The sequence below is a fragment of the Arthrobacter ramosus genome (genome assembly GCF_039535095.1).
Lineage (GTDB): Bacteria > Actinomycetota > Actinomycetes > Actinomycetales > Micrococcaceae > Arthrobacter > Arthrobacter ramosus.
Genome location: NZ_BAAAWN010000001.1, coordinates 2,443,837 through 2,468,207, shown reverse-complemented (window position 1 = coordinate 2,468,207; position 24,371 = coordinate 2,443,837). Strand labels below are relative to the sequence as shown.

At 60.5% G+C, this 24,371-nt stretch carries 21 protein-coding genes; 8 read left to right on the top strand and 13 right to left on the bottom strand.

Annotated features, from left to right (window positions below):
- Window positions 1–2: 2 nt before the first annotated feature.
- From ABD742_RS11465 to ABD742_RS11450, 4 genes are read right to left on the bottom strand one after another with little or no spacing between them, the layout of a single operon-like run.
- Window positions 3–968 carry an aldo/keto reductase gene (locus tag ABD742_RS11465; RefSeq protein ID WP_234753517.1) on the bottom strand — a complete coding sequence of 322 codons (966 nt, stop codon included), beginning with the start codon at window positions 966–968 and terminating at the stop codon, window positions 3–5.
- A gap of 14 nt (window positions 969–982) precedes the next feature.
- Entirely contained in the window at window positions 983–1,846 is an 864-nt protein-coding gene (locus ABD742_RS11460) for an amidohydrolase family protein (RefSeq protein WP_234753519.1), read from the bottom strand.
- Between the two features lie 8 nt (window positions 1,847–1,854).
- Window positions 1,855–2,280 carry an RbsD/FucU family protein gene (locus ABD742_RS11455; RefSeq protein WP_234753521.1) on the bottom strand — a complete coding sequence of 142 codons (426 nt, stop codon included), beginning with the start codon at window positions 2,278–2,280 and terminating at the stop codon, window positions 1,855–1,857.
- Window positions 2,277–3,662, bottom strand: coding sequence for an L-fuconate dehydratase (locus tag ABD742_RS11450; RefSeq protein ID WP_234753523.1), 1,386 nt, complete (start codon window positions 3,660–3,662; stop codon window positions 2,277–2,279). Before ABD742_RS11450 ends, ABD742_RS11455 begins: the two co-directional genes overlap by 4 nt.
- A gap of 197 nt (window positions 3,663–3,859) precedes the next feature.
- On the opposite strand from ABD742_RS11450, the gene ABD742_RS11445 reads away from it, so the two are divergent.
- From ABD742_RS11445 to ABD742_RS11425, 5 genes are all read left to right on the top strand, one after another.
- The gene (locus ABD742_RS11445; RefSeq protein ID WP_234753525.1) at window positions 3,860–4,597 is read left to right on the top strand and encodes a FadR/GntR family transcriptional regulator; all 738 of its coding nucleotides are present in this window, start codon (window positions 3,860–3,862) and stop codon (window positions 4,595–4,597) included.
- Window positions 4,598–4,883: 286 nt separating this feature from the next.
- Window positions 4,884–6,143, top strand: coding sequence for an ABC transporter substrate-binding protein (locus ABD742_RS11440; RefSeq protein WP_234753527.1), 1,260 nt, complete (start codon window positions 4,884–4,886; stop codon window positions 6,141–6,143).
- Window positions 6,144–6,224: 81 nt separating this feature from the next.
- On the top strand, window positions 6,225–7,166 hold the full coding sequence (locus tag ABD742_RS11435; RefSeq protein ID WP_234753529.1) for a carbohydrate ABC transporter permease: 942 nt from the start codon (window positions 6,225–6,227) through the stop codon (window positions 7,164–7,166).
- Entirely contained in the window at window positions 7,156–8,034 is an 879-nt protein-coding gene (locus ABD742_RS11430; RefSeq protein ID WP_234753531.1) for a carbohydrate ABC transporter permease, read from the top strand. Before ABD742_RS11435 ends, ABD742_RS11430 begins: the two co-directional genes overlap by 11 nt.
- Window positions 8,035–8,106: 72 nt before the next feature.
- Window positions 8,107–9,477, top strand: coding sequence for an alpha-L-fucosidase (locus ABD742_RS11425; protein ID WP_234753533.1), 1,371 nt, complete (start codon window positions 8,107–8,109; stop codon window positions 9,475–9,477).
- 88 nt (window positions 9,478–9,565) lie between these two features.
- On the opposite strand, the gene ABD742_RS11420 is transcribed toward ABD742_RS11425, so the two are convergent.
- The 7 genes from ABD742_RS11420 to ABD742_RS11390 all read right to left on the bottom strand — a co-directional run bounded on the left by ABD742_RS11420 (window position 9,566) and on the right by ABD742_RS11390 (window position 17,927).
- Complete coding sequence (locus ABD742_RS11420; RefSeq protein ID WP_344787963.1) at window positions 9,566–10,462, bottom strand: 2-hydroxy-3-oxopropionate reductase; 897 nt, start codon at window positions 10,460–10,462, stop codon at window positions 9,566–9,568.
- Window positions 10,463–10,653: 191 nt separating this feature from the next.
- The gene (locus tag ABD742_RS11415; RefSeq protein ID WP_234753537.1) at window positions 10,654–11,607 is read right to left on the bottom strand and encodes a 2-hydroxyacid dehydrogenase; all 954 of its coding nucleotides are present in this window, start codon (window positions 11,605–11,607) and stop codon (window positions 10,654–10,656) included.
- 159 nt (window positions 11,608–11,766) lie between these two features.
- The gene (locus tag ABD742_RS11410; protein ID WP_234753542.1) at window positions 11,767–13,197 is read right to left on the bottom strand and encodes a dihydroorotase; all 1,431 of its coding nucleotides are present in this window, start codon (window positions 13,195–13,197) and stop codon (window positions 11,767–11,769) included.
- Between the two features lie 46 nt (window positions 13,198–13,243).
- The gene (locus tag ABD742_RS11405; RefSeq protein ID WP_234753543.1) at window positions 13,244–14,089 is read right to left on the bottom strand and encodes a hypothetical protein; all 846 of its coding nucleotides are present in this window, start codon (window positions 14,087–14,089) and stop codon (window positions 13,244–13,246) included.
- A gap of 120 nt (window positions 14,090–14,209) precedes the next feature.
- Window positions 14,210–15,730: an ABC transporter permease gene (locus tag ABD742_RS11400; protein WP_234753544.1), complete on the bottom strand. Its 1,521-nt coding sequence runs from the start codon at window positions 15,728–15,730 to the stop codon at window positions 14,210–14,212.
- 130 nt (window positions 15,731–15,860) lie between these two features.
- Window positions 15,861–16,679, bottom strand: coding sequence for an ABC transporter ATP-binding protein (locus ABD742_RS11395; protein ID WP_234753545.1), 819 nt, complete (start codon window positions 16,677–16,679; stop codon window positions 15,861–15,863).
- A 3-nt stretch (window positions 16,680–16,682) separates the two neighbouring features.
- The gene (locus tag ABD742_RS11390; RefSeq protein ID WP_344787958.1) at window positions 16,683–17,927 is read right to left on the bottom strand and encodes an ABC transporter substrate-binding protein; all 1,245 of its coding nucleotides are present in this window, start codon (window positions 17,925–17,927) and stop codon (window positions 16,683–16,685) included.
- A 296-nt stretch (window positions 17,928–18,223) separates the two neighbouring features.
- Between ABD742_RS11390 and ABD742_RS11385 the strand changes: the two genes are divergently transcribed.
- Window positions 18,224–19,240 (top strand): LacI family DNA-binding transcriptional regulator, encoded by a 1,017-nt coding sequence (locus tag ABD742_RS11385; RefSeq protein WP_234753550.1) that lies wholly within the window; start codon window positions 18,224–18,226, stop codon window positions 19,238–19,240.
- Window positions 19,241–19,913: 673 nt separating this feature from the next.
- On the opposite strand, the gene mgrA is transcribed toward ABD742_RS11385, so the two are convergent.
- Together mgrA and ABD742_RS11375 are read right to left on the bottom strand one after the other, a co-directional pair.
- The gene (gene mgrA / locus ABD742_RS11380; protein WP_234753552.1) at window positions 19,914–20,960 is read right to left on the bottom strand and encodes an L-glyceraldehyde 3-phosphate reductase; all 1,047 of its coding nucleotides are present in this window, start codon (window positions 20,958–20,960) and stop codon (window positions 19,914–19,916) included.
- 4 nt (window positions 20,961–20,964) lie between these two features.
- Window positions 20,965–21,393: a hypothetical protein gene (locus ABD742_RS11375; protein ID WP_234753554.1), complete on the bottom strand. Its 429-nt coding sequence runs from the start codon at window positions 21,391–21,393 to the stop codon at window positions 20,965–20,967.
- A gap of 547 nt (window positions 21,394–21,940) precedes the next feature.
- Between ABD742_RS11375 and ABD742_RS11370 the strand changes: the two genes are divergently transcribed.
- Complete coding sequence (locus ABD742_RS11370) at window positions 21,941–23,869, top strand: hydantoinase/oxoprolinase family protein (protein WP_234753556.1); 1,929 nt, start codon at window positions 21,941–21,943, stop codon at window positions 23,867–23,869.
- A 52-nt stretch (window positions 23,870–23,921) separates the two neighbouring features.
- Complete coding sequence (locus ABD742_RS11365) at window positions 23,922–24,365, top strand: acetone carboxylase subunit gamma (protein ID WP_234753558.1); 444 nt, start codon at window positions 23,922–23,924, stop codon at window positions 24,363–24,365.
- Window positions 24,366–24,371 lie beyond the last annotated feature (6 nt).

The following is a 24,371-nucleotide window of genomic DNA, read 5'->3' as shown; positions in this document are numbered from 1 at the left end:
AATCAGAGGATGAGGCCGCGATGGCGCAGCTCGTCCCAGAGGGCGCCCGGTACAGGAACCTCCGTGAGGTCCAGGTTCCGTTTCACCTGTTCGGGGGTGCGCATGCCCAGGACAACACTGGTGACCGCTGGATTCTGGAAAGAGAAGGCGATGGCAGCGGCGGGTAGCGTTGTACCGTGGGCCTCACAGATTTCGGCCAGCTCAGTCGCCCGGCCAACGAGATCGTCCGGCGCCCGCTCATAGTTGAAGGTGGCATCGGGTGAGACTCTGTTCTTGGAGAGCAAACCCGAGTTGAAGACGCCGACGTTGACGATACTTACGTGCCGTTCGATACAGGCGGGGATAAGCTCAGCGGCGGCGCCTTGCTCCAGCAAGGTGTATCGTCCGGCGAGCATGATGACATTGATGTCGCTCTCCATAACGAACCGGTGCAGCATTTCGACCTGGTTCATGCCAACGCCGTACGCGCCGATTACGCCCTGGTCCCGGAGCGAGGCCAGTGCGGGAACGGCACCGTCGAGGGCTTCAGCCCAGTAGTCGTCCGGGTCATGGATGTAGACGATATCGATCCGATCGGTATCCAGACGGTCCAGGCTCTCTTCAATGGAGCGCATCACGCCATCGCGGGAGTAGTCCCGGACCCGGGTCAAATCATCGGGCACGTCGAAGCCATCAGTGTCACGCCCTGTCGGTGCCGGGTTCGGGCGCAGCAATCGGCCCACTTTGGTTGAAAGGATGTATTCGTTCCGGGGACGCCCTCCCAGCGCTTCGCCCACTCGGCGTTCGGAAAGTCCGAGCCCATAATGAGGCGCGGTGTCAAAGTAGCGGATGCCTCGGTCCCACGCAGCGACTACCGCATCGACGGCTTCCCGATGGGAGACCTCCCGGTAAAGGTTTCCGATGGGGGCTGCGCCGAAGCCCAGAGTTGGTATCTCAACGCTCGTTCCCGCAATGGTACGCGTACTCACTTTGTCGCTCTCTTTCACTGATCGAGTTGGTAAAACTTTGTGGCCGTGTCGTGTGCGACGGCGGCCAGTTCTGCCGCTGTGGCGCCTTCGAGAGCCTGATTCAGGACGATGTCGGCCCATTCGCCGTAGCTGTCACCGCCGTTATCCGAGGACCGGGCGGCGGGGGATACGGGCCAATCGCTGCCGAACATGCATCTCTCTGCCCCGAAGGTCTCAAGTGCCGTCGCTAGGAACGGCATGACCTGACTGCGGAGGTCCCTGTCCGGATCGGCTTCCGGGGCGGCACCGGAGAGCTTAAGGAAGACATTGGGTAATGCGCCCAGCCGCTTGAGATTGGCACGCCAGGGCGAAAGTTCGCCGGAAGAAATAGGCGGTTTACCCATGTGATCGAGGACGATCCGCAACTCAGGAAGAACTCGGGCGAAGGCTGCCAAAGCCGGCAGCTGATCGTGCCGAACACAGGCGTCAAAGGTCAGCCCTGATTCGGCCACCGCCCGTCCACCTGCGACCGTAGCCTGATCGGTAATGAACGACGGCGACTCTTGTTGAAAGAGCCTGCGCACACCCTTCACAAGCGGCCGTTGCCGCAGCGACCCGAGGTGCGTGGCGAGCCTGAGGCCGGATTCAACGGGCGCAAAAGCAACGATGCCGCCGAGCCGAGGCCCGACGTCGGCCATTCCGCTGACCCAGTCAACTTCCGCGATGCTCTGCTGGGGTGAGCAGTCGCCTTCTACAAAAACAATCCGGCCGACACCCACGCTCCCGGTGTCCAGGTCGGTAGGCACGTACGCCCTATTAAGTCGTGGCGCGCTCTCCAACCAGGGGTAGTCCAGTACCGATGGATCCCAAAAGTGCAGATGGGAATCAACAATGTTCATCGCGATCCTCATCCTGCACTTGTTTTCACACCGATAGTCAGGAGCAGGTTTGCATACTGCCGGATGTCCCCGCTGGCGACAATGACGGCCACGCTCGGACTACGGGCGGCGTCATAGAAATCAAACCGGGGATAGGATGTCACGGGCACCGAGGGGCCGAGAAGTTCCCTGTAGCCACGAACTGCCGGGGGATCGTTGCCGTCCGGCGGGCTCATCACCGCCGCAGCCTCGATGGGTATGGCTGTAACAAGCACTTCGAGGATCTGGTCCACGCTCAGGAGCCCGGGCCGGAGGTTCAGCGGTACACGAACGGCGCCGGTCGGCCCGCCAGTGTTGTGGGGGTAGTTTCCATCCGCGATGAGAATCTGTGTGCCATGACCCGATTGCGCCAGGGCCTCCAGGAGGGTCGGATGAATGAGTTCGTAGTTGATCACGATATTTCCCCGGATCTAACCGAGGCGAAGGCGGTTCCCTCGGCTACGCGCCTCGCTCGTCTGCTCCGTTCCGCTGATCCCCTGGGCGTAGCGGCCCAGAACGAGCCGTTCGGGTAGGCAAAACGGTCCAGTGAAGCCTGGAACATTTGTGCCGAATAGCCGGGTTTGGAGGGTAGGACGTACGCTCCGTCGGAGACCAGGCACGGGTCAGTGAAGTGTTCGTGGAGGTGGTCGACGAATTCGGTGACCCGACCCGCCAGATCGCCGGACACCGCAATGAAGTCAAAAATGGACAAATGCTGTACAAGTTCGCACAACCCAACCCCACCTGCGTGCGGGTTGACCGGAATCCCGAACTTGGCAGCCATTAGCTGCACAGCGAGAATTTCATTTACGCTGGCCAGCCGGCACGCATCCAGCTGACAGTAATCGATGGCGTTGGCTTGAAAGAGCTGCTTGAAGAGCACCCGGTTCATTCCGTGTTCTCCGGTGGCAACTCCGACCGGAGCGACCGCATCCCGGACCGCCGCATGCCCAAGAATATCGTCGGGACTGGTGGGTTCTTCGATCCACAACGGTTTGAACTGGGCCAGTTCGCGGACCCAGGCGATCGCTTCCGGGACGTCCCAAACCTGGTTGGCGTCGATCATGAGGTTGGCGTCGGGACCAATAACTTCCCGGGCGATGCCAAGTCGGCGAATGTCGTCCTCGAGATTGGCACCGACTTTCAGTTTGATGTGCCGGTAGCCTTCATCGACGGCCTCCTGGCACAACCGTCGGAGCTTATCGTCAGAGTAGCCGAGCCAGCCGGCGGACGTTGTGTAGCAGGGATATCCGGTCCACTCCAGCTGGTCGATGCGTTCTTGCTTGGTCAGCTCCAGTTTGGCCAGCATGTCAATGGCTTCATCGCGGGTCAGGACATCGGACAGGTAGCTGAGATCTGTTGCGTCCACCAACTGTTCGGGCGTCATTCCGGCAAGGAGTTTCCACAGTGGTAATCCGGCCCTTCGCGCCGCCATGTCCCAGACCGCGTTCATGACCGCGCCCAGAGCCAGATGTTCCACGCCTTTGTCCGGGCCCAGCCAGCGGAGCTGGGAATCCTGTTTCAACATCCGGTATGTCGTACCGGGAGTATCACAGAGCTGCGCGGCTTCGCGTCCTAGCAGCGGCAGTGCCCGCTGCTCGATGGCCGCCGCACAGATATCATTACCTCGACCAATAGTGAAGGTGAACCCGCACCCGAAGGTGTCCGGGTCGTCCGTGTGCAGCACAATATAGGCGGCCGAATAGTCGGCATCCTTGTTCATTGCATCGGAGCCGTCGGCGGACGATGAGGTGGGGAATCTAACGTCGTAAACGTCGAATCCGGTAATGGTTGTCATGGTTCCCCTTAGATCGCAGTCTTGGCGACCACAGTCTTGTAGCCTTGATCCTGTACAGAACGGATAGATCGGATGAATAATGGACTTGTATGAGAAATATACAGGAACAGGATGCAATGTCTACAGATACATCCGATGATTATCTGGAATCCCCGGTTTACTGAAACGTAACGCCTCCAGGAAGTGAGTTCACCGAGATGACAACTGCAGCGATGTCCCAGACCGAGGTGGTCATCAGCGGGATCAAGGAGATGCTTTCGAGCGGGCGGCTGGTTCCCGGCGAGCGGCTACCGATTGAGAAGGACCTGGCTGCTTCACTGGAAGTCTCCCGCGGCTCGCTGCGTGAGGGCATCCGCGCCCTGTCGACTATGGGAATAATTGAAACCCGGCAGGGGGCGGGTACTTTCGTCACTCAGCTGGAGCCCGCGGAACTCCTGTCCGCCATGGAGTTCTGGGTCAGTCTGCAGGAAGGTGAACAGGCGGGAGAGGTCCACGCCGTCCGACGGTCCCTGGAGACGGAGGCTGCCGGTGCCGCTGCGCGGAGGATCTCGCAGGAGGATCTGGAACGGGCCGAAGCTGTTCTCATGGTGGCCGATGCCGCGATCAATGCGGATCCAACGGACCACGAGACGGCCTTGAAAGCCGATATGGAGTTCCACCGTCTCATCGCCGAGGCCTCGGGAAACCGGGTCCTGTCGGCTCTGATCGAGGCGTTGTCGGGGCGGACTCTCCGCGGCCGAATGTGGCGCTCTACCCACGACAAACCCGGCCTGAGGGACACCCACCGGGAACATCTGGAAATACTCGGCGCCCTGCGGCTGCACGATCCCGAACGCGCCCGAGTCCGCATGGCAAGCCATCTGTATGCCGTTGAAGACTATGTGCGGGACATCCCGCCTGGCGCCCTGGCCGATGCTGAGGCGCCTGAAATCTGAACGGGCGGCACGACCGCGACCGGGGGAGCCGCGCCCAGCTGAACCCTGATGATACATCGGATGTATATGCCCGCTGCTTCGGATTAAGCCGCTGAGATGCCTCTTCTCGGCCTACTTAATCAACAAAGATCTGATGAATATCGCAAAACAACCTTGACTTCCCATAATGTGCATTGCATTCTGATGAGACCCCCGTCACGCAACGCAGAAGATGTTTGCTGAAGACGTTTTCGAATGCAGCGCTGTGCGACGACCCTTCTCTGTTTTCTACTGAAAGGTTTTCCCAGTGTCGCGAAACCTCCCCGCTGGCCGCACTGTCAGCGCTATCGCCTTCTCGGCTGTTGCGGCTCTCACCTTGGCTGGCTGTGGCTCAAGCGGAGCTGCAGCCAGCGGCCCCGGAGCAAGTTCTGCCGCCTCGGCCATGTATACATGGATTTCTAACGAAAATGACCGCTCACAATGGCAGTCATTCATTGACGCAGCGAAGAAGACCGATCCCGGCTTCAACCTCACCCTTGAAGGACCCAGCTTCCCTGACTACTGGACCAAGGTCAAAACCCGTGAGGCCAGCCCTGGCGCGCCCTGCATCATTACCACCCAGGGGGCCCGGGCACAGGAGCTAAAAGACCTGCTGGCGCCCCTGGATGACTTGGCGAAGAAGAACAATATCGACCCCTCCAAGTACAACCAAGCGATGATTCAGGGCATGACCGTCGACGGTAAACTCCGGGCGATACCTTACGATGCAGCGCCTTTTGTTCTCTACTACAACAAGGACCTGTTCCAGGCTGCCGGGCTGAAGTATCCGACGGAGAACTACACCCGTGCGCAGTTCATCTCCGATGCGAAGGCACTGACCAAGAACGGCGTTTACGGACTCTCTCTCCCGCCGCAGTTTGTTAACGGCCCGGCTCCGGCCTTGGCATTCGCGGACGGACACTACCCCGTCAAGGACGGCAATCTGGATATCACCAACCCCGACTTCGTTAAAGACGTGCAGTTCACCTTCGACCTGGTCAACAAGGAACACGTTGCGCAAGCCCCGCAGGCTTCCGACGTTGTGGACGTCTCGCAGCAGCAGTTCATGAGCGGTCAAGCGGCAATGACCTTCGGCGGCCCCTGGATGTACCAGACATTCACTACCAAAACCAAGGGCACGGTCGGAGTTGCCGTTATTCCGTCCACCTCCGGGAACCCGATTTCCATGATCCAAGGTTCAGGCTTCGGCATTGCTGCCTCTTGCCAGGATAAGGAAGCCGCTTTCGCGAACATTATGAAGATCACCACCGCCGACGTTATCGGGGCCGTGGGTGCAGGCCACGGAAACGTACCCACGCTTCAGGCTGCGATGAAGGCTTGGGCCGGAACAAAACCCGCCGCGGATGTTTCCACGATCGAAACACTACTCAAGAACGGCAAGCCGCTGCAGACAACGAAGAACTGGAACCAGGTCGAAACCCTGTTCACCCAGTACTCGGTTGAGGGATTCCGCGGCACGAAATCCGCCGAAACCATCCTGAATAGCGTTGCGAATTCCGCGAAATAGGTGACATGCCGGCCCTACGGGTTACCGCGGGCCGGCAGAGTCAACCGCCCTGGTCCATCCATGATGCGTTAGGTCCATTTCATGATTGTTCTGCCTGAAGTAAACAGCGAAGCCATGCCCGCAGCACCAGCCGCTGCGCCCGAACGAATCCAAGGCCGCGCACAGGGTCGGCTGGCAGCTCTGTATCTCGCCCCGGGAATGCTCGGCTTCCTCATTTTCATCATCATCCCGTTGGTCTCGTCGTTGGCTATCAGCTTGTACAAGTGGCCCCTGTTCGGGGACCCGGAGTTTGTGGGTTTTGACAACTACGCCTCGCTTTTCAGCTCGGATCCGGTCTTTTGGACCGTGCTGGGAAACACGCTCGTCTTTGCTGTCTGCTACACGGTTCTAAACCTCGGAATTTCCCTCGGACTTGCCACCTGGTTGCATCACATTGGCAAATGGGGGCCTTTCTTCAGGGTGTTGTTCTTCATTCCCGTTGTTACGCCGATGACGGCCAATGCGTTGGTTTGGAGGTTGATGCTCAGTGACAACGGTGTTGTGAACTCGGGACTGGCAGGAGTCGGCATACACGGACCGTCCTGGCTCAGTGACAGCAACCTTGCCATGGCCTCCCTAATCGCTATGTCGCTATGGCAGGGGATCGGCTACAACATCTTCGTCCTGGGAGCGGGGTTGAGTAACATCTCTCCCGGCCTGCTCGAAGCCGCGACGATTGATGGTGCAGGGCCATGGCAGCGTTTCTACCGGATTGTCTTTCCCATGCTGTCACCGACGCTATTCTTCTGCACCGTCATGACGATCATCGGCTCCTTCAAGGTCTTCACCCAGCCGTACCTGCTTACCCTTGGTGGCCCGGGGGAGTCGACGAACACCATCGTGCTCTACCTGTACCGCAACGGTTTCTCCTTCGACAAGATGGGCTATGCCTCGTCGCTGGCCTGGATCCTGTTCGTGATCGTCATGCTGATCACGGCCCTGCAATTTTCCCAGCAAAAGAGGTGGGTCAACTATGACAACTGACACCCTGACACGAACCGACCCCCAGACAGGAAAGCGCGATCGTAGCCGAGGCCGCAGAGGGCGGATCATCAGCCGAACCGCGATGATCGTCGTCGGCCTGGGATTCATTTTCCCGTTCATCTGGATGCTGGCAACATCCTTGAAATCCACCGAGGAAGTCTTTTCCACCGGTGCCAATTTCCTGGGATCACACCTGGCGTGGTCGAACTACAACACGGCATGGACGCTCATCCCCTTCGGCCGGATCATCGTGAACAGCTTCATTGTGGCTCTGGCCGGGGCCCTGCTGACCACGACCGTTTCACTGCTCTCGGCTTATGCCTTCGCACGGTTCCGGTTCCGCTTTCGGGACAGGCTTTTCCTGCTATTCCTGGGCACTCTCGTACTGCCTCATGAGGTACTCGTGATCCCCCTGTACATCATGATGAACAAGCTGGGCCTGGTGAACTCACTGGTTGCCTTGATCGTGCCGTTCGCCTTCGGCGCCTTCGGGGCCTTCCTGATCCGTCAATTCCTGCTGACCCTGCCACTGGACTACGAGGAAGCCGCCCGCATCGACGGCGCAGGTTCCTTCCGCATCCTGTGGAGCATCATCCTGCCACTAGTGCAGGCCCCGCTCGCCGTCGTCGGAGTCTTCAGTTTCATCGACTACTGGGGCAGTTTCCTGTGGCCCCTGATTGTGATTAATGACAACACCCAGGGCACTATCCCGCTCGGCCTGTCAATGTTCTCCGGCGAACGGGGAACCGACTGGGGCCCCCTCATGGCAGCGTCGACACTGGCCGTGCTGCCTAGCCTGGTTGTCGTGATCGTCCTACAGAAACAACTCGTGAAGGGCATCAGTATGGGCGGCTTGGGAGGCCGCTGAACCCACCCGGATCCGCCCCCAAGACGTAAAGAAAATTGTCACACTGTCTCACCAACAACGAATCGGAGTCTGATGTCTCAGCCCAGCACGTCCACAGAAAGCCAGCCAGCTGCCCCGGAAGAATGGGCACAGCTAAAAAGGGAGCTGCCCGAATGGTTCCGCAACGCACCCTTCGGCATCTTCATCCACTGGGGAGCCTACTCAGTCCCGGCTTGGGCCGAACCCATTGGAGCCCTCGGAACCGTAAAGGACCCACGCGAGTGGTTCACGCACAATGCCTACGCCGAGTGGTACATGAACACCATCCGAATCGACGGAAGCCCGGCACAGAAGCACCATCAGGAAGTACATGGCGGCGTTCCCTACGACGAGTTGCTCGACCAGTGGCACGCCGAAAATTTTGACCCCGCCAGCTGGGCCGAGTTGTTCAAGGAAGCCGGCGCCGACTACGTAATACCAACCACCAAACACCATGATGGCATCGGCCTGTGGGATGCGCCGGGAACGAACGGACGCAACGTGGTGCACCGCGGCCCGAAGCAGGACCTGATTGGCGCCATTGCCGGCGCGGTCAAAGAACAGGGCATGCACTTGGGCCTCTACTACTCCGGAGGACTGGACTGGCATGTCCGCCCCTTCCCGCCGCACATAAGCTCGGACAGCGTCCACGACACCGACCGGCCCAAGGACCCCGGGTATGCCCAATACGCCTACGACCACGTGGCCGACCTGATTGAGCGGTACCGTCCAGAAATCCTCTGGAATGACATCGAATGGCCCGACGCCGGAAAGCACTTTGGACCGGGCGGTCTGGGCACACTGTTCAAAGAGTTTTATGCCGCTTGTCCGACGGGCGTAGTCAACGACCGGTGGGGCAGTACCACGCACCAGGACTACGGCACCAGCGAATATGAAGCCCACAAGGATGCAGAGTCGTTTGACGCGTGGGAGAACTGCCGGGGCATAGGCTTCTCGTTCGGGTACAACCAGGTTGAAGGAACGGAACAGTCGCTGACCGGCAAACAGCTTGCCCGCCAGCTGGTCGACGTAGTTTCGCGCGGTGGACGCTTCCTGCTCAATGTGGGGCCGAAGGCGGATGGCACCATCCCGGCAATCCAACGTCAGTCCCTCACGGAGCTGGGTGCCTGGATGGCCGCCGGAAAACAGTATCTGGTTGGAGCCACTCCCTTGGATTCCGCCGTTGCGGTGCCCACGGACGAACCCTGGATCCGGTGGATTGACCGCGGAACCGAAATCGTGGCCTTCGTCGATTCCCTCGATGAAAGCACGACGGCAATCGATTTGGCACCCACTGGAGTGCGCTTGGAAGGTGCCACCGTTGAAGGCTCTGGCGCTACCGTCACCTATGACGGCGGCAAGCTTCATGTGCAGCTCTTGGCCGATCGCGTGGGTCCGGCCGTCATCCGGATTCCACGGACATAGAAGTCGACTGATTTCCCGCAACCTCGCCAACGAAGTGCCGCTCCAGGATTGATTCTGGAGCGGCACTTTTCTGCATTTCGCCGAGTGTTCAACTAGCGGAACGGCCGGAAAGTCGCTCGACGAGGAGCATTAGCGCTGAATGGTCCAAGGAGCCGTGCCCCTGGGCGCGCACCGCCCCCATCAACTGCGCCGCCATGGCACCCAGCGGGATGGCGACGCCGGCCTCGCGGGCGGCGGCGGTGACAATGCCCAGATCCTTGTGATGCAGATCCACGCGGAAGCCCGGCTCGAACTTGCGGGCGATCATCGAGGCGGCCTTGCGGTCCAGGACCCGGCTGCCGGCCAGACCGCCGGCGAGAACCTTGATGGCGGCCTGAGTGTCCACCGAGTGTGCCTCAAGGAAGACCAGCGCCTCGGCCAGCAGCTCAATGGTGCCCGCAACGATGAGCTGGTTGGTCGCCTTCACGGTCTGCCCGGAACCGGACGGACCGACGTGAACCACCGTGCTGCCGATGGCCTCAAGGACCGGCCGAACGGCTTCGACATCGGCGGTTTCGCCGCCGACCATGATGGAGAGATTGCCCTCGATGGCGCCTGTCTCGCCGCCGGAAACAGGGGCATCCAGAGCCTTGATGCCGGCTTTCCGCGCCGCCGCGGCCAACTGGACGCTGACATCCGGTCGGATGGTGCTGCAGTCAACCCAGTAGGCACCCTTTCGGGCATTGGCAAAGACGCCGTCCGGGCCGCTGACGACCGCCTCGATGTCCGGGGAGTCCGGCACCATCGTGATGATGACGTCGGCGTCCTTGACGGCTTCGGCGGTGCCGGAGGCCCCCACGCCCCCGGCACTGACCAACTGGTCGATCTTGCCCTGGCTGCGGTTGAATCCCGTGACTGGATGGCCGGCCTTGAGCAGGTTGACGGCCATGGGCAGACCCATGATTCCCAGCCCGATTACGGCGACTTTCCGGGGAACAGCATTCATTTTTCGTGTCCATTTCCTGAAGCGTTTGCTAGTACGTACGAATGTGCGCAGACCGGATTGGCTTGGCTTCGCGCAGCCACCCGAACGGTTCCGCAGTGGTGGCTTTGTATTCGAGGCCGACATACCCGGTATAACCGAGTTCGATGCTCCGGCCGGTCCATGCATCCAGAGTCAGGTTTCCCGTGCCTGCATTACGCGAAGGGTCCGCGTTGTACCAGGTTGTCCGGGACCTTCCCCCGCGCGAACGCCTCCATCTGCTTCTTAAGGAGCTTGACCACTCTCGGGTAGAACGCCGAAGTGTTTCCGCCAATATGCGGGGTGATCAAGGCGTTTTCGGCAGTCCACAAGGGATGATCGGCCGGTATCGGCTCGGGATCGAAGACATCGATGGCACACTTGAGTCTGCCCTTCAGCACTTCCGCAGTCAGGGCGTCGCAGTCGACGACGGCTCCGCGCGCAACATTGACAACGAGTGCGCCTGCCGGCAGCGCGGCAAGGACGTGGGTGTTGATCATGTGGTGGGTCTGCTCGGTTAGCGGAGTGATCACAACCATGACGTCCGCCGTGGCAGCCAACGCAACGAGTTCCTGCGCGCCGTGAATGTGGCCGTCGGCGTCGTCCCGGGCGGAACTGCCGACCCGGGTCAGTTCAACCTCGAAGGGCTGCAGACGGCGGGCAATTTCTTTGCCGATTCCTCCGACACCAACGAGCAGGATTTTACGGTCCGCAAGCGAGAGATGGCGCTGCGGCCGCCAGGCACCCTCTTGTTGGTCGCGCACTGCCGCGTCGATGCCACGAAGCGACGCCAGGATGAGCCCGATCGCCAATTCGGCCGTGGCAGCGGCGTGGACTCCGCTGGCCGATGCTACGGCAACTGTCTCGCCCACTGCCTCGCGTACACCGTCATAGCCGGTAGATTGCGTCTGGACGAGTTTGAGATGGGGTACACGGCCTAGTTCCCCAAGCACCTCAGAGGCATTGATATACGGCAAAACGACCGCATCGACGTCGTCGAGGTCAACTCCGATCGGCGCACTGCGAAGGTCCCACACCGCTCCCCGCACCCCCACCGGCAATGGTTCCAAAGCCGCCAGCAGTTCCCTGTCAGGGAATGTAACGGTACTGATCTGCGAATCATTTGTCATCTACGAATACTTTCGGGAGACGGCGGTCAGCCGGTGGAACGGAATGGATTGGCGAATAGCCAGAACAGAATCGACGCAGAGAAAGTGCTCCTTGTCACTGGAATCATGGCTTTGGCAACCTCAATTTCTGCAGCTCAGAGCACTTTCTCAATGACTCGATTAACTAATGCTCTCGACTAAATCGGCGTCGGCCTCTTGGACGCCGGCCGCATCTCTCCGGAAGCGGTCGTTGATGATTTCTCCGCGGAAATCTTCGTTGGGGAAAACGCCATCCCTGAACACCACTGTTCCGCCAACAACCGTGGCGGAGGGCCAGGTCTTGAGGACGTATCCGTCGTAGGGCGAGTAGTCCACGGCTGAGTGCAGTTCATTCGTCCGTACCACCCGCTCACCCTCGTCGAGAATTACCAGGTCCGCGTCAGCGCCAATCGAGACATGGCCCTTATTTGGTAGGTTGAATCGGCGGGCCGCATTCGTAGACGTGAGCTCGATAGCGCGCTCCATGCTCATTCCGTGCTCGTAAACAAGGTGAGTGAGCAGTAGCGGAAGCATCAAGGCGATTCCCGGCAATCCCGGACGGGCAGTCACCCAGTCGGTTTTCGCGGCACTAGGCCAGACATTATGGTCCGAACCAAAGAAGTCGATCTCGCCGTTCATCACGGCGTCCGTGATTGCAGCTGCCAGTTCGGGGTCGCGCAGCGGTGGGGCTACCTTGCCCTCCGGGCCAATGCCGGAGCTGGTTGTCAGGAGCATGTAGTGCACGCAGGACTCGAGTGCGGCGTCGCTATAGCCCGCAGCCCGTCGAGCGCGGATCGCCTCGAGGCTCGAGACGTGAACAATCGTGACCGGACAGTTGGCCTTTTCGGCCAGGTAGAGGGCGGTCCACGCGGCGTCGCCTTCGGCCTCGGTTGGCCGGGACCGTTCCCATGAGGCCAGCGAGGTCATTCCTGCCGAAATCTCATGTTGCATGCAGTGATCAACGATGTCACCGTCCTCGGCGTGCACCAGCGCCTGCACCCCGTGTCGAGCGATCTCCCGGAAGGCTATTCTCATTTGGGCGTGGTTGAGGCTGCCGATGCCGCCCAGGGCTGCTGCCTCTTCGCCGCGATAGGGCATGAACAATTTGAATGTTGTGATACCTTCGGCGACCGCCTGGGGGATCTCAGCCACCTGTTCCATGTTCATGACGTAGCCATGGAAGAGGACGTTCATCATGCTCTGCTGACCGGCGGCGCGGAGACCCTCACGGTACGCCTCCAGCATTGAGCCCAGTCCGAATTGCGCGTAGTTCAAGGCTGTGGTGCACCCACCCGCCAGTGCTCCCTTGGATTCCACCGCGAAGTTGTCGTCAGGGCCGAAACCCGGCAGATCATTGTATTCGGGGGCTCTCTGGTTTATGTGAGAGTGGGTGTCGATAGCACCTGGTATCACCCAACGGCCTGCCGCATCGAGCGTCTCGGCGGCGGTGCCGAGGTCCTCCGCCTGGCCAGTGAGGGCGACGATGACCCCGTCCCGGACTCCGATGTTGTACAGTTCCTGGTCGTCCGTGTTAAGCCGTGCATTTTTGATGATGAGCTGTAGTTCGGTCATGCTCTGTTCTCTCTTTCGAGGTCTTAGTTTGCTGGGCGGTGAAGGATCACTTTTTGTTCAGCCAGTTGTCCTCCAGATAATCCGGGCTGACGTAGCCCCTGGACAGCTGCTCACGGTGCCATCCTTCCTGCAGTTCCTCGGGGAGGGCGCGATACTCTCGCCACAGCAGGCCAATCGCCACAGCGGCATACAACTGGTAGTCCACGATCCGTTGCAATGCTTCAGGATCGTTCAACAGCTGCCGAGCCTCCGGATCCGTCAATGTTCGCCCTGAGAGCGCCGCGAAATCCTCAAAGGCGCCGCTTTCCGTGCTGCCGATCTGTTCCAAGCTCGGTCGCCCTTCCGGGCGTCCGTCAACGTGGGTCACCAATTGGTCGTATAAGTCCAACCATCCGGACCGTTCGGGCTCATCAAGCCACAGGGCCGCGTAGAACAACATGAGGGCGTGGTGCCGGATCATGCTGTAGTTCCCTTGGACCGTGCGCAGCTGAATCTGGAGAACGTCGTTGGTCAAAGACATTTCGGGCCGACTCGTACCACTCAAGAGGCTCCGGAGCTCGGGACGCAACTCGAAGACAGGCCCATAGGTGAGGTCCAGCAATTGCAGAAAAAACGCTGCGTCGGGAAGGTGGTTCACTACCCGTGGGTCGCTGCTGTTATCGAGCCAAGCGAGCATGAAGTTCCCGTACAGCCGCTCACTTTCCTTTTCGACAACTTGGGGAATAACGGTCGCCGGGTCCGCGACCGGCCCGGCCAGTTCAAGCAGCGGGATCGAGAGACGCCGACCCTTGTCAACCCAAGTGGACGCGAGTTCAGCGGTGACTGGGGTTGGGTGTTTCCAGCGCCCCTCTTCAAGATCATCCTCGCGGACCGCCTCGGAATGCCTGTTCATTTGAATCCTTTCCGTCCTGGACCGTGACAATAATTCGGCGGATGCTGCCGGCGCGGACGGCTGCGGTCCCTCAGCTGTTGCCCATGCCATCGACATGCATCCACGTTTCAAGAGCCTTGATTACTGGGTGATACGTGTCAGGAGCGCCGACTCGATGCGCGACAGCAACATGTACAGCACTGCCGTAACCCCGCTCAGGACCGCCAATGCAGTCCACAGGGCCACATATTCGGAATTTCCAATGCTGGTCGCGACCGTGTAGCCAATCCCATCGCCTGTTGCAAGGATCTCTACGAGGACGGCGCCAAGAATGGAGCCCGGAATCGCCACCCGGGCGCTTGCGGCCAGGGCTGGAATGGCGTAGGCCAAGCGGACGCTGAAGAGCGAGCGAACCCACCCGACGGCATATACGTGCATCAACTCGGTTGCAGGTTTCGGAACAGCGCGTAGCGCCGCCAAAACGATCACCAGGGTCGGCACGAAGGTGACTGCGCCGGCGAGCACTGCCACCGTCAGGACGCCGCGCCCGAAGACGAGGGCAATGATCGGAGTCATTGCCACAAGCGGTACGGCACGGATGGTCATGACCACCGGCAGGAACATGCCCTCGACCAGTGAAGAGTTGAGGAAGATGACTGCCGCAATGAGCGCTGCGATGGTGCCGGCAACATAGCCGACGGAGGCGTCGCTCAGTGTCTTTGCCAGCCCGGAGAAGATCAGGTCTCGATTAGCCGCCGCATCTGGGCCGGCGGTGAGGTACGTCCATACTTGGTCTGGAGTCTTGGCGAGGTAGGGGTCGAGGCCTGACCCGCGCACCAGTGCGAACCACAGAAGAATCACCGCCACCAGGGAAGCAATTGTGCGCCCGATAGCCAAAGTCACCTGTTTGGTGCCCTTCGACCGGACCGCTGCGGAGATGCCGAATTCTGTCGACGTGGCGGTGTACGCCAGCCGGCGGGCAATTGCGCCGATCAAAAGGTAAGCCACGGTGGAAAGTGCTGTCGCTTCGACCGCTACCGCCCAGGCCCGCGCCTCGTTCAGTGACTGCTGAGCCTGCACCATGACCACGCCGAGTCCCTGGTCCCCGCCGAGATACTCTCCGATCATGGCGCCAACCACCGCGGCAGGTGCAGCCAGGCTGAGCGCGGCGGCTATTTCGGGCACCGCCGCACGAACGCGTACACGTGCCAGAGCAAATGCCCGGGATCCACCAGAGACGTGCACGAATTCCAAGGCTGACTTGGGGCCGCCTTCCAGGCCCACCAGTGCCCCGAGCAATGTCGGAAAGAACACTGACAGCCCCGCCATGCTGACCTTCGCCCCGTCCGGGGAAGACAGCACGATCAACAGCGGCGCGATGGCAATGGTAGGGGTGGAATAGGTGGCCATTGCCAGCCGCGTCAAGATGTTCTTCAAGCGAGGCAAGAGCAGGCAAATGGCGGCAACACCCAGCGCCGCCAGGTTTCCCCAAAAGAATCCACGGGCTGCTTCCCCCAGGGTGGTCGTCACACCGTCAAAGTAGAAGCCGTCGGCGACCATGGTGCCAACTACGTCCGGTACGGTCGGCACGATGTGCTTACCCGCCGCGATGGTTCGCGCGATGAGTTCCCAACCCACGAGCAGCGCGGCGAGCCCCGCCATCGGCGGCAGCCAGCTTCTAAAGCGGCTCTTTAGTCTGGACGCAGGGGGCTGGCGCTCGGGCGCCGGCGCGGACGTGCTTACAGCACTGGATGCTGCCACGAGGTTCCTTTCGGTAAGAGCACTGACGGCATCAGGCGTTGACTTTGGCGGCATGCCGGTCCCCGCGCGGGCTGGACTCTCCCGTGAAAAGAAGTCCACTCAGCCGGTCGGCGATTTTATGGAACTCGGGTGAGCGCAGCATCTCCGGGGTACGGGGCCTTGGCAGGTCTATGTCAATCTTCTCGACGACGTGACCGGGACGTGGTGCCATTACGGCTACAGAGTCGGAAAGGAAGACAGCCTCGGCAATCGAGTGCGTGACCAGTACCGTCGTTGTCCGGCGTGCCGTCCAGACCCGGAGCAACTCAAGGTTCAGCCTTTGCCTGGTCATTTCGTCCAAGGCACCGAAGGGCTCATCCAACAGGAGGACCTGGGGCTCGTGAATGAGCGCCCTGGCGATTGCGACGCGCTGGCGCATTCCGCCGGACAACTGTGCGGGCTTTGCCTTCTCAAAGCCGGTCAGGCCGACGAGAGAGATAATATCCCGCAGGTCATTTTCGGCCAGCTTTCGGCCGGCCGCCTCGAGGGGAAGCTTGATGTTTTCCTCCACGGTGCGCCATGGCAATAGCGCGGCATCCTGGAAAGCGATCCCGAGATGGTGGTTCTTCCGGGCGACCGAGGGAGCTTCGCCATGAACAAGGACCTGGCCCTTGGTCGGTTCGTCCAAGTCCGCCAAGATGCGCAGCATGGTGGACTTGCCGCAACCGCTCGGGCCCAGCAGCGACAGGAATCCTCCGAGCGGGACCTCCAGATTCACCCCCGAGAGCGCCAGGACCTCCTTGCCGCGAACGGCGAACTTCTTGGAGACGTCGCGAATGCTGACGCCCTCATTTCCGGGTGTAGTGCCCATGGGTCAGACCGTGGCCTTTCCTTTGTATACGTCATTCAGGACGTCAAGGGTGAACATGTCCTTCGTCGCCTCGACGCCGCCGAGCTTTAGCGAGTTGACCGTGCCGTTGATAAGTGTGTCGGTCATCCAGAAGAGCCCGTGCGCCTTCGTGTCGGCCGTGACGACGAGATCAACTTCCGACTTCATCGCCAACACCTGCTGGCTCGTATCGAGCTTGAGGTCCTTGCCGTAGTTGTTGACGGCCAGGTCGGCCGCCTTGTCCACGCTGGCAACAGCATCCAGCCAGCCCTTCGATTCGCCCTGCATCAGCGCCACGATCTGCGCCCGCTTCGCGGGGTCCTGCAGATTCGACTTCTTCACGATGTAGGCCTCCTCCATGAGGGGGTAGTTGAAGCTGTCAAACAGCAGGTTGTAGGGTTCGACCCCCTTGATGCGCAGGAAATTGGGCTCGTTGCTGTAGAAGCCCATGATGCCGTCGAGTTCGCCGGTCACCAGCGGTGTGGGGTCGGACTGCAGCGGGACGATCGTGAAGGTGGATTTGTCGATTTTGTTGGCCGTGAGGAAGGCCGTAAAAACCGGGAGGTCCAGGGCCTGTACCCCGATCTTCTTACCGGCCAGATCCTGCGGCGTCTTGATAGGCGCAGCCGCGCGGGAGATCAGCACGAAGGGGTTCTTCTGGAAACCGGTGCCGATGATCTGCAGGTCAGCGCCGTTGATGATGGCTTTCACGGCCTGCGCCGTGTGGGTTATGCCCACCAGCGCCTTGCCCGATTGGACAACCGGCTCCACCGTCAGGTTGGGTCCACCGGCCATCAGGTTGACGTTCAGGCCCAGGTTCTTCCAGTATCCGTTCTGGTCGGCAAAGTAACTACCGGCGAACTGGACGTTCTTGATGAATACCAACTGCAGACCCACTGTCCCGCTGGCCGCGCCGGAAGAAACGGTGCTGGATGAAGTCGTCGCCGCTCCACAGGCGGCTAACAGCGACCCGCCAGCAACCGCCAGCGCCCCCGCCCCCACCCCTCGCAAAAGGTGTCGTCGGGACATGGCAGGTGACGGCAATGCGGACATAAGAGTGGCCTCCGCACTAGAGGCGACGGACGCATCATTGGTATTAATCACGGAACTATCCTTTTCATCGGAAAACCGGGTGGAATTTTGTCTAGGAGAAAATCGACAATTGATGTTCATGACGAACATTTCAGCGATGGTGTTATTACGCGTGGGGATTGGCAGCGCATCAGCCAATTGTGGGGAGCTGTTCGCGGCCCTCGGGTTCCCGTTTACGACAGCCGGCGAACCGGAACTGCCAACCGCCACGGGCCGGGGATCTATACGTTTAGATTTACGATAGGAGCGAACTCGGAGACGTGTCAATACGATCAGCCCCGGCTTTACGGTCAACGCCGGAAAGTTAACACGGCCGCAACAATTCATGCTTAAACTCGTAACAAGCGGTCGGCCGCGCCGTGCTCTAGGCTTGGGTCCATAAAGGCGGGCGCGAGTTTGATGCGAGTTCGCGGAATACACGATAGGAGTAACGGATGATCACCCAGGAGGAGGTCGCGCGAGAGGCCGGTACGTCCACAGCGGTTGTTAGCTATGTGGTCAACAACGGGCCGCGAAAGGTTTCCGAGGCAACACGGAAGCGCGTTTTGGATGCCGTGGAGAGACTGGGCTATCGCCCGAACGCGGTAGCGCGGTCACTGCGCTCTGCGACAAGCACGACCCTCGGCCTCATCGCTGCCGACATCACGAACCCCTACTGCGGCGAAGTTGCCCAAGCCGTCGAGACATCCGCGCTCGAACGCGGATACAGCCTTCTTCTTGGTAACGCAATGCAGAACGATGAGCGACAGGCCAAGCATCTGCGCACTTTTATCGAGCAGCAGGTCAAGGGGATTATCTTCGCGGGCAGCTCGGTGACGAACGAAGCATTTCTTCCCGCAACAGTGGCAGCGCTGAAGGGCAACAAGACGCCCCTCATCTTCCTGGACCGATCGGCCAGCGAAATCTGGGGCACCTCAATCATTGTCGACAATAGAGCGGGCGCCTTTGCCGGCACGACGCACCTACTCGACCACGGGCACACCGAAGTGGCGAGCTTCAGCGGTCCCCTCGGGCTGTCGGCCGTCAGAGAACGCCAAGAAGGCTGGGAGCAGGCCCTGATTGCGCGGGGAATCGAACCGGACGGCCAGCTGAATGTCCAAAGCAATTTTGATCGCTATGACGCTTTCCGGGTTGCCAAGATGCTCTTGGCAACCCGGAAACGGCCGCGAGCCATGTTCGTGCACAGTGACGAGCAGGCAATCGGAATACTGCATGCGGCAGCGGAGGCTGGGGTCCGAGTCCCGGAGGACGTCGCCTTGGTTTCGTTCGACGGGATCCGCGAGGCAGGCATCATATCCCCGGGGTTAACGACCGTGCAGCAGCCGATCGCTCGTGCGGGCTCCCTCGCCGTTGACCTGCTTCTCCGGGCGAAGCCGGGCGAAGCGATGGAACTCCAGAGCGAGATGCTCCCTGTGGAGCTGATCATCCGCCACAGTTGCGGCTGTGCTTAGGAGAACCCTTGTGCTGCAGCATCTTTCCTGGCTGCTTGAACGCACAGCCCGAATTGCTGATGGAGTACGTGCAGGTGGCGGTCGATGACTGACAGGTCCATCCGACCCGACGTCTGTGCCAACGGCAGCGCTGCCTTAGTTCCGTGGCCAAGTTCCAGCCGACGGTTCAGGCTCAATTGCCCACGCGACTTGGTGTAGGGCGGTCGCCAGCCAACCCCGCAGACGAGCCGGTCTTTTGCGTGCGTACCCGGCGCGTCTTTCCACTACAGCAGGCGCGTCTGGCAACGCGCTGCGGCCCTCGTCCTTCATTGTGTTGATGAGTGTGCAAGCCATCATCAGCGAATAGTCCATAATCCTCTTCTTGTCATGTAACGTGCATTGAACTCGTGCGCCGCATTGCCCCGCAATCTTTTGGGACAAGTGCGAAGACGCAGGCATTTTCGGTCCGTCGGGGGCCAGATGCGTCCCGGGTTGGGGGAGCCCGACCACCACGTCAAGGACTGACCTCAGTTTCGCTCCAGCCTTGGTGTGGTTGGCTACTGCCTTGGCGGGTGGACTTTCCGGGACAGTTGTTGCCCACCCGGGTGGGGTGGTCTGGGTTGGCACAAACCCAACCGTCGATGCTGGCGCCGCTGGCTCCAGAGGGGTCCTGATCTCAACGCACCTCTATGGTCTATGCCTGGAGTGCCTTGGCCCAGAGGTTGATGTCGGACTCGACGGCGAATTCGTCGATCCTTTCGAGCTCATCGCTGGTGAAATCCGGACCTGAGGTTGCCGCCAGGTTGTCTTCGAGTTGCCGGACGCTGCTGGCACCGATCAGGGCCGATGTGATCGGTATTCCCCTGTTTTGTGGGCGCAGCACCCAGGATATGGCCATCTGGGCGAGGGTCTGCCCACGCTGCGTCGCGATCTCGTTGAGGCCCCGGATCCGGGTGAGGTTCTCCTCAGAGAGCTGCGTGTCCACCAGCGACTTGCCTGCGGCAGCGCGGGAGTCCTCCGGGACGCCGTGTAGGTACCGCGTGGTCAGCAAACCCTGTGCGAGGGGCGAGAACGCGATGGCGCCTGCGCCCACCTGCTCAAGGGTCTGGAACAAGTTGGGCTCGCCCTGTTCGGTCCAACGGTTGAGCATTGAGTACGAGGGCTGGTGGATCAGCAACGGTGTGCCAAGGTCCCGAAGGATGGCAGCTGCCTCGAGCGTCCTGTCCGGGGAGTAGGAGGAAATGCCCGCGTACAGCGCCCTGCCCGAGCGGACCGCGGTGTCGAGCGCTCCCATGGTTTCCTCAAGGGGAGTGTTCGGGTCCGGTCGGTGGCTGTAGAAGATATCCACGTAGTCCAGGCCCATGCGTTCCAGGGACTGGTCAAGGCTCGAGAGGAGGTATTTCCTGGATCCCCATTCCCCGTACGGGCCGGGCCACATGTGGTATCCCGCTTTGGTGGAGATGACGAGCTCGTCGCGGTACGGCTTGAAGTCGTCCCTGAGGTGCCGGCCAAAATTGGTCTCGGCACTGCCGCTGGGCGGACCGTAGTTATTGGCGAGGTCGAAGTGTGTGACGCCGAGCTCGAAGGCGCGGCGAAGGATGGCCCGTTGCGTTTCGAAGGGTTTGTCGTCCCCAAAGTTGTGCCAGAGGCCCAGTGAGACCGCTGGAAGCTTCAGCCCGCTTCGGCCAACCCTTCGGTATGGCATGGAATCATAACGGTCCTGCGCAGGAATGTAGATCAAGGGTTCAGTTTCCTTCGGTTGTTGTCTTGCGCTTGCGGTTCTTGTTTGTCGTTTTGCGGGCGCAGGCAACGGCGGGGGCCTCCTTGAGAACCATGAGACCGATCCCGTCTCCAGCGTGTACCATCCGACGACCGCGGCCCCCGTCCAGCCAGACCCAAGCTGTAGTCCCATCTGCCGAGACCATATCCATCCAGCCCTTGGCAATCATGTGGCCACGGCTGATGAGGCCAACGTAATTGCCCACCAGGAGCTGCACCAGCAGCGAGGAGCCTAGGACCTCGATCCCGCCAAATACCCGGACGTGAAGTTCCCCCGAATCGCCGGGCCCTCGGGTTTCGATTTTGACTTTCCGGGTGCTGTTCGGGGCGTTCGAAACGGTGCTGACCGAACCGCCTGCGACGGCGGCGACGTCGCTCGTGCCAGATATGAACATCTTTTTGGTTCCTAGAATTGGTTTCGCTTTGTAGGAAATGGGGGAGTTCCAGGCGAACAAACGGTTTGGGCGTCAATGACGGAGGTCTTGAGCCGATGGACTGGACGGCCTTGCGGCCGTGGCGATTGATGCGCGCGTGCCGGCTGCCACCAATAGCTTAGGTCTTCTGCGATCACCTGGAATGCGATGATCGTGGCCCTCTCGAACCTAGGATCGCGAGCCCCACGTAAGCGTTCTTGGCCAAGCCCGGCGAAGCTGACACTTCTTCTCGAAAAAGATAGGGACGTCGACGGCGGTCGTTGGCGAGCACGCCGTAGCGACGTGGTCGAGGTGTAGCCGGGGGGAGTGTGAGTCCAGTTCGAAACCAGCCCGGCGCCCTCCCGGGTGGCCGACCCTTCTTCCGGATAGTCCACCCGGCCGGGTAGTAGCCAGCCACACCGCATCAGGAGTGAAACTGAGGTCAGGCCTCAATGTGGCATGGCTCACAATCACCCGTTGAGGAATACGCCGCTGGTGTCACCGCGCCTCAATATACAAAGGAGTATCAATGGAACGGCTCATTAACATCGACAACGGTGGAACGCTGACCGATATTTGTGTCTGGGACGGCGAGAATTTTTCGTTCACCAAGACGCTCACCACACCTTTCGACCTCTCCCAGTGTCTCTTCGACGGCATAGCCAAGGCCTCCAAGGACATCTTCGGTGAGGAAGATCTTCCGGGACTCTTGCACTCCACGCGTCACATCCGGTATTCCACCACCCAAGGCACCAACGCACTTGTAGAGCGCAAGGGGCCACGCATCGGCATCCTCACAGACAGCCCCGCCCTGGCCGAAGAACTTCGCAAGGGCGACGCGGCAGCGGAGCTGTTCGAAGACCTCGTCGGCGCACGAGTAGCAGTCATCAACGCCGAACAGGAAGTGGAGGAGCTGTCACAGGAACTCGTCAAGCAGGTCAATCGGCTGACAACCGACGGCGCGGCAAGACTCGTGATCGCCATGGCTGACAGGGAGAAGGAAAGGGCCGTCAAAGGCGTCTTGCTGCGGAAGTTCCCCCGTCACTTGCTCGGTTCGGTACCCATTCTTTTCTCTTGGGAATTCACTCCCGACGCCGTCCAGGGGCGACGCGTATGGTCCGGAATCATCAATTCCTTTCTGCACCCCACCATGGAGAGGTTCCTGTACAGCGCCGAGCACCGGCTTCGCGACCATAAGGTCAAGAACCCGCTTCTTATTTACCGCAACGACGGAGCTTCTTCACGTGTGGCTAAATCTGTGGCGTTGAAGACCTACTCTTCCGGGCCCCGCGGTGGACTTGAAGGAACAAAGGCGCTATCTGAGGCCTATGGACTTGCGCATGTGCTGATGATCGACGTCGGCGGGACAACCACTGATGTCGGCTCGGTGAAGAACTCAACCATCTCGACGGACCGCCGGGGATCCATTCAGGGCGTTCCGGTTTCCTTTGAGATGAGCAACGTCCATTCCAGCGGCGTCGGGGGCAGTTCGGTCATCGCACTCCGCGACGGCGTCATCACCGTCGGCCCCGAAAGTGTCGGGGCTGCCCCGGGCCCCGCTTGTTTCGGCTTTGGCGGCAAGCAAGCCACGATCACGGACGTGAACCTGCTGCTGGGAGTCCTGGATCCGGATACCTACCTCGACGGAGGATTCAGCCTCGACGCTGAGCGGTCGCGTGCCGTAATCACTGAAGTCATTGCGGACCCTCTCGGCATAACCCTCAATGAGGCGCTGATTCGGATGGAGGCTGCCTACTTCGAACGCATGTCGCAGTCCTTAACTGACGACGTCGAGGATGCGGACGCCACAACGGTTGCGGCGTTCGGGGGCGCGGGCCCCATGAGCGCATGCGGCGCAGCACGGATCGCCGGCGTCCGCCGAGTCCTCGTGCCCCAAATGGCCGCGGTTTTCTCGGCTTTCGGAATCGGCTTCTCCGACATTGCGCAGACGTACGAGGCCAACGTCGCGGGAATGGACGCCGAAGAATTCGGTGCGAGCAAAGCGGCGCTCATGGACCGGGCGACGCGGGACATGTTCCAAGAGGGCCACGAAATCGACGAATGCCGGCTCGAATGGAACGTGGTGCTTGAAGATGCCGAAGGCCAGCTGATTTCTGAGCTCCCATACCTGGATTCCGATCCGCAGCCCGGTATCCGCGGACACAACACCATGCTGACCCTGACCGCCCGCTTCGAGCTGCCGCACACGTCAATCAGACGCGCCGAATCAATCGCGAAGAGGCCCGCCGTCGCCACCTCCTCCCGAAACGTCCGCTCCGCGGTCGACCAGGTCGATGAGGTCCCGGTATTCGAGCTGGAACGTCAGACGGCCGGTGCCTCGGCCTCGGGCCCCGCAATCGTGGAGGGCCCCTATTTCACGGCCCGTGTGCCGCACGGCTGGACCTTCGACGTGACGGTCTCCGGTGACCTCATGCTTACAGACACCATCCAGAAGTGACCCCACACAACCATCATTAAGAAGACAGGTGAGACAAGTCATGCGGATTCCAATGACGGAATATCTGATCATCGATCTCGACACGGAGCGGTGGACCTGCCGGGTCTGCAGCCATGACCTCGGCGACGCCCGGGGCAATTACAAGGAGGGAACCCTGGTTTACGACCGGGACCCGAGAGAAATCCATCAGTCGATTCTTGATCCGGAAAGGTACGAGTTCACTTTCGCTCCGGACCCCGCTTTCTGCAGGATTCTCGAGTTTTACTGCCCGGGTTGCGGGACGCAGCTCGAAACGGAGTACGTACCGCCGGGACACCCCCCGACCGTGGACATGCTCTGGGATATCGACTCGCTCCGCGAACAGTGGACGAACCGTGGAACCAACCCGGAGACCGTCATCAACTACGGACCCGGCGAAGAGGCCGTTGCAGACTTCAGCCCGGCCCTTGGTTCGTACAACAGTCTGTCCCCGTCCACCAGTCACTCGCACAGCTAAGGAAAC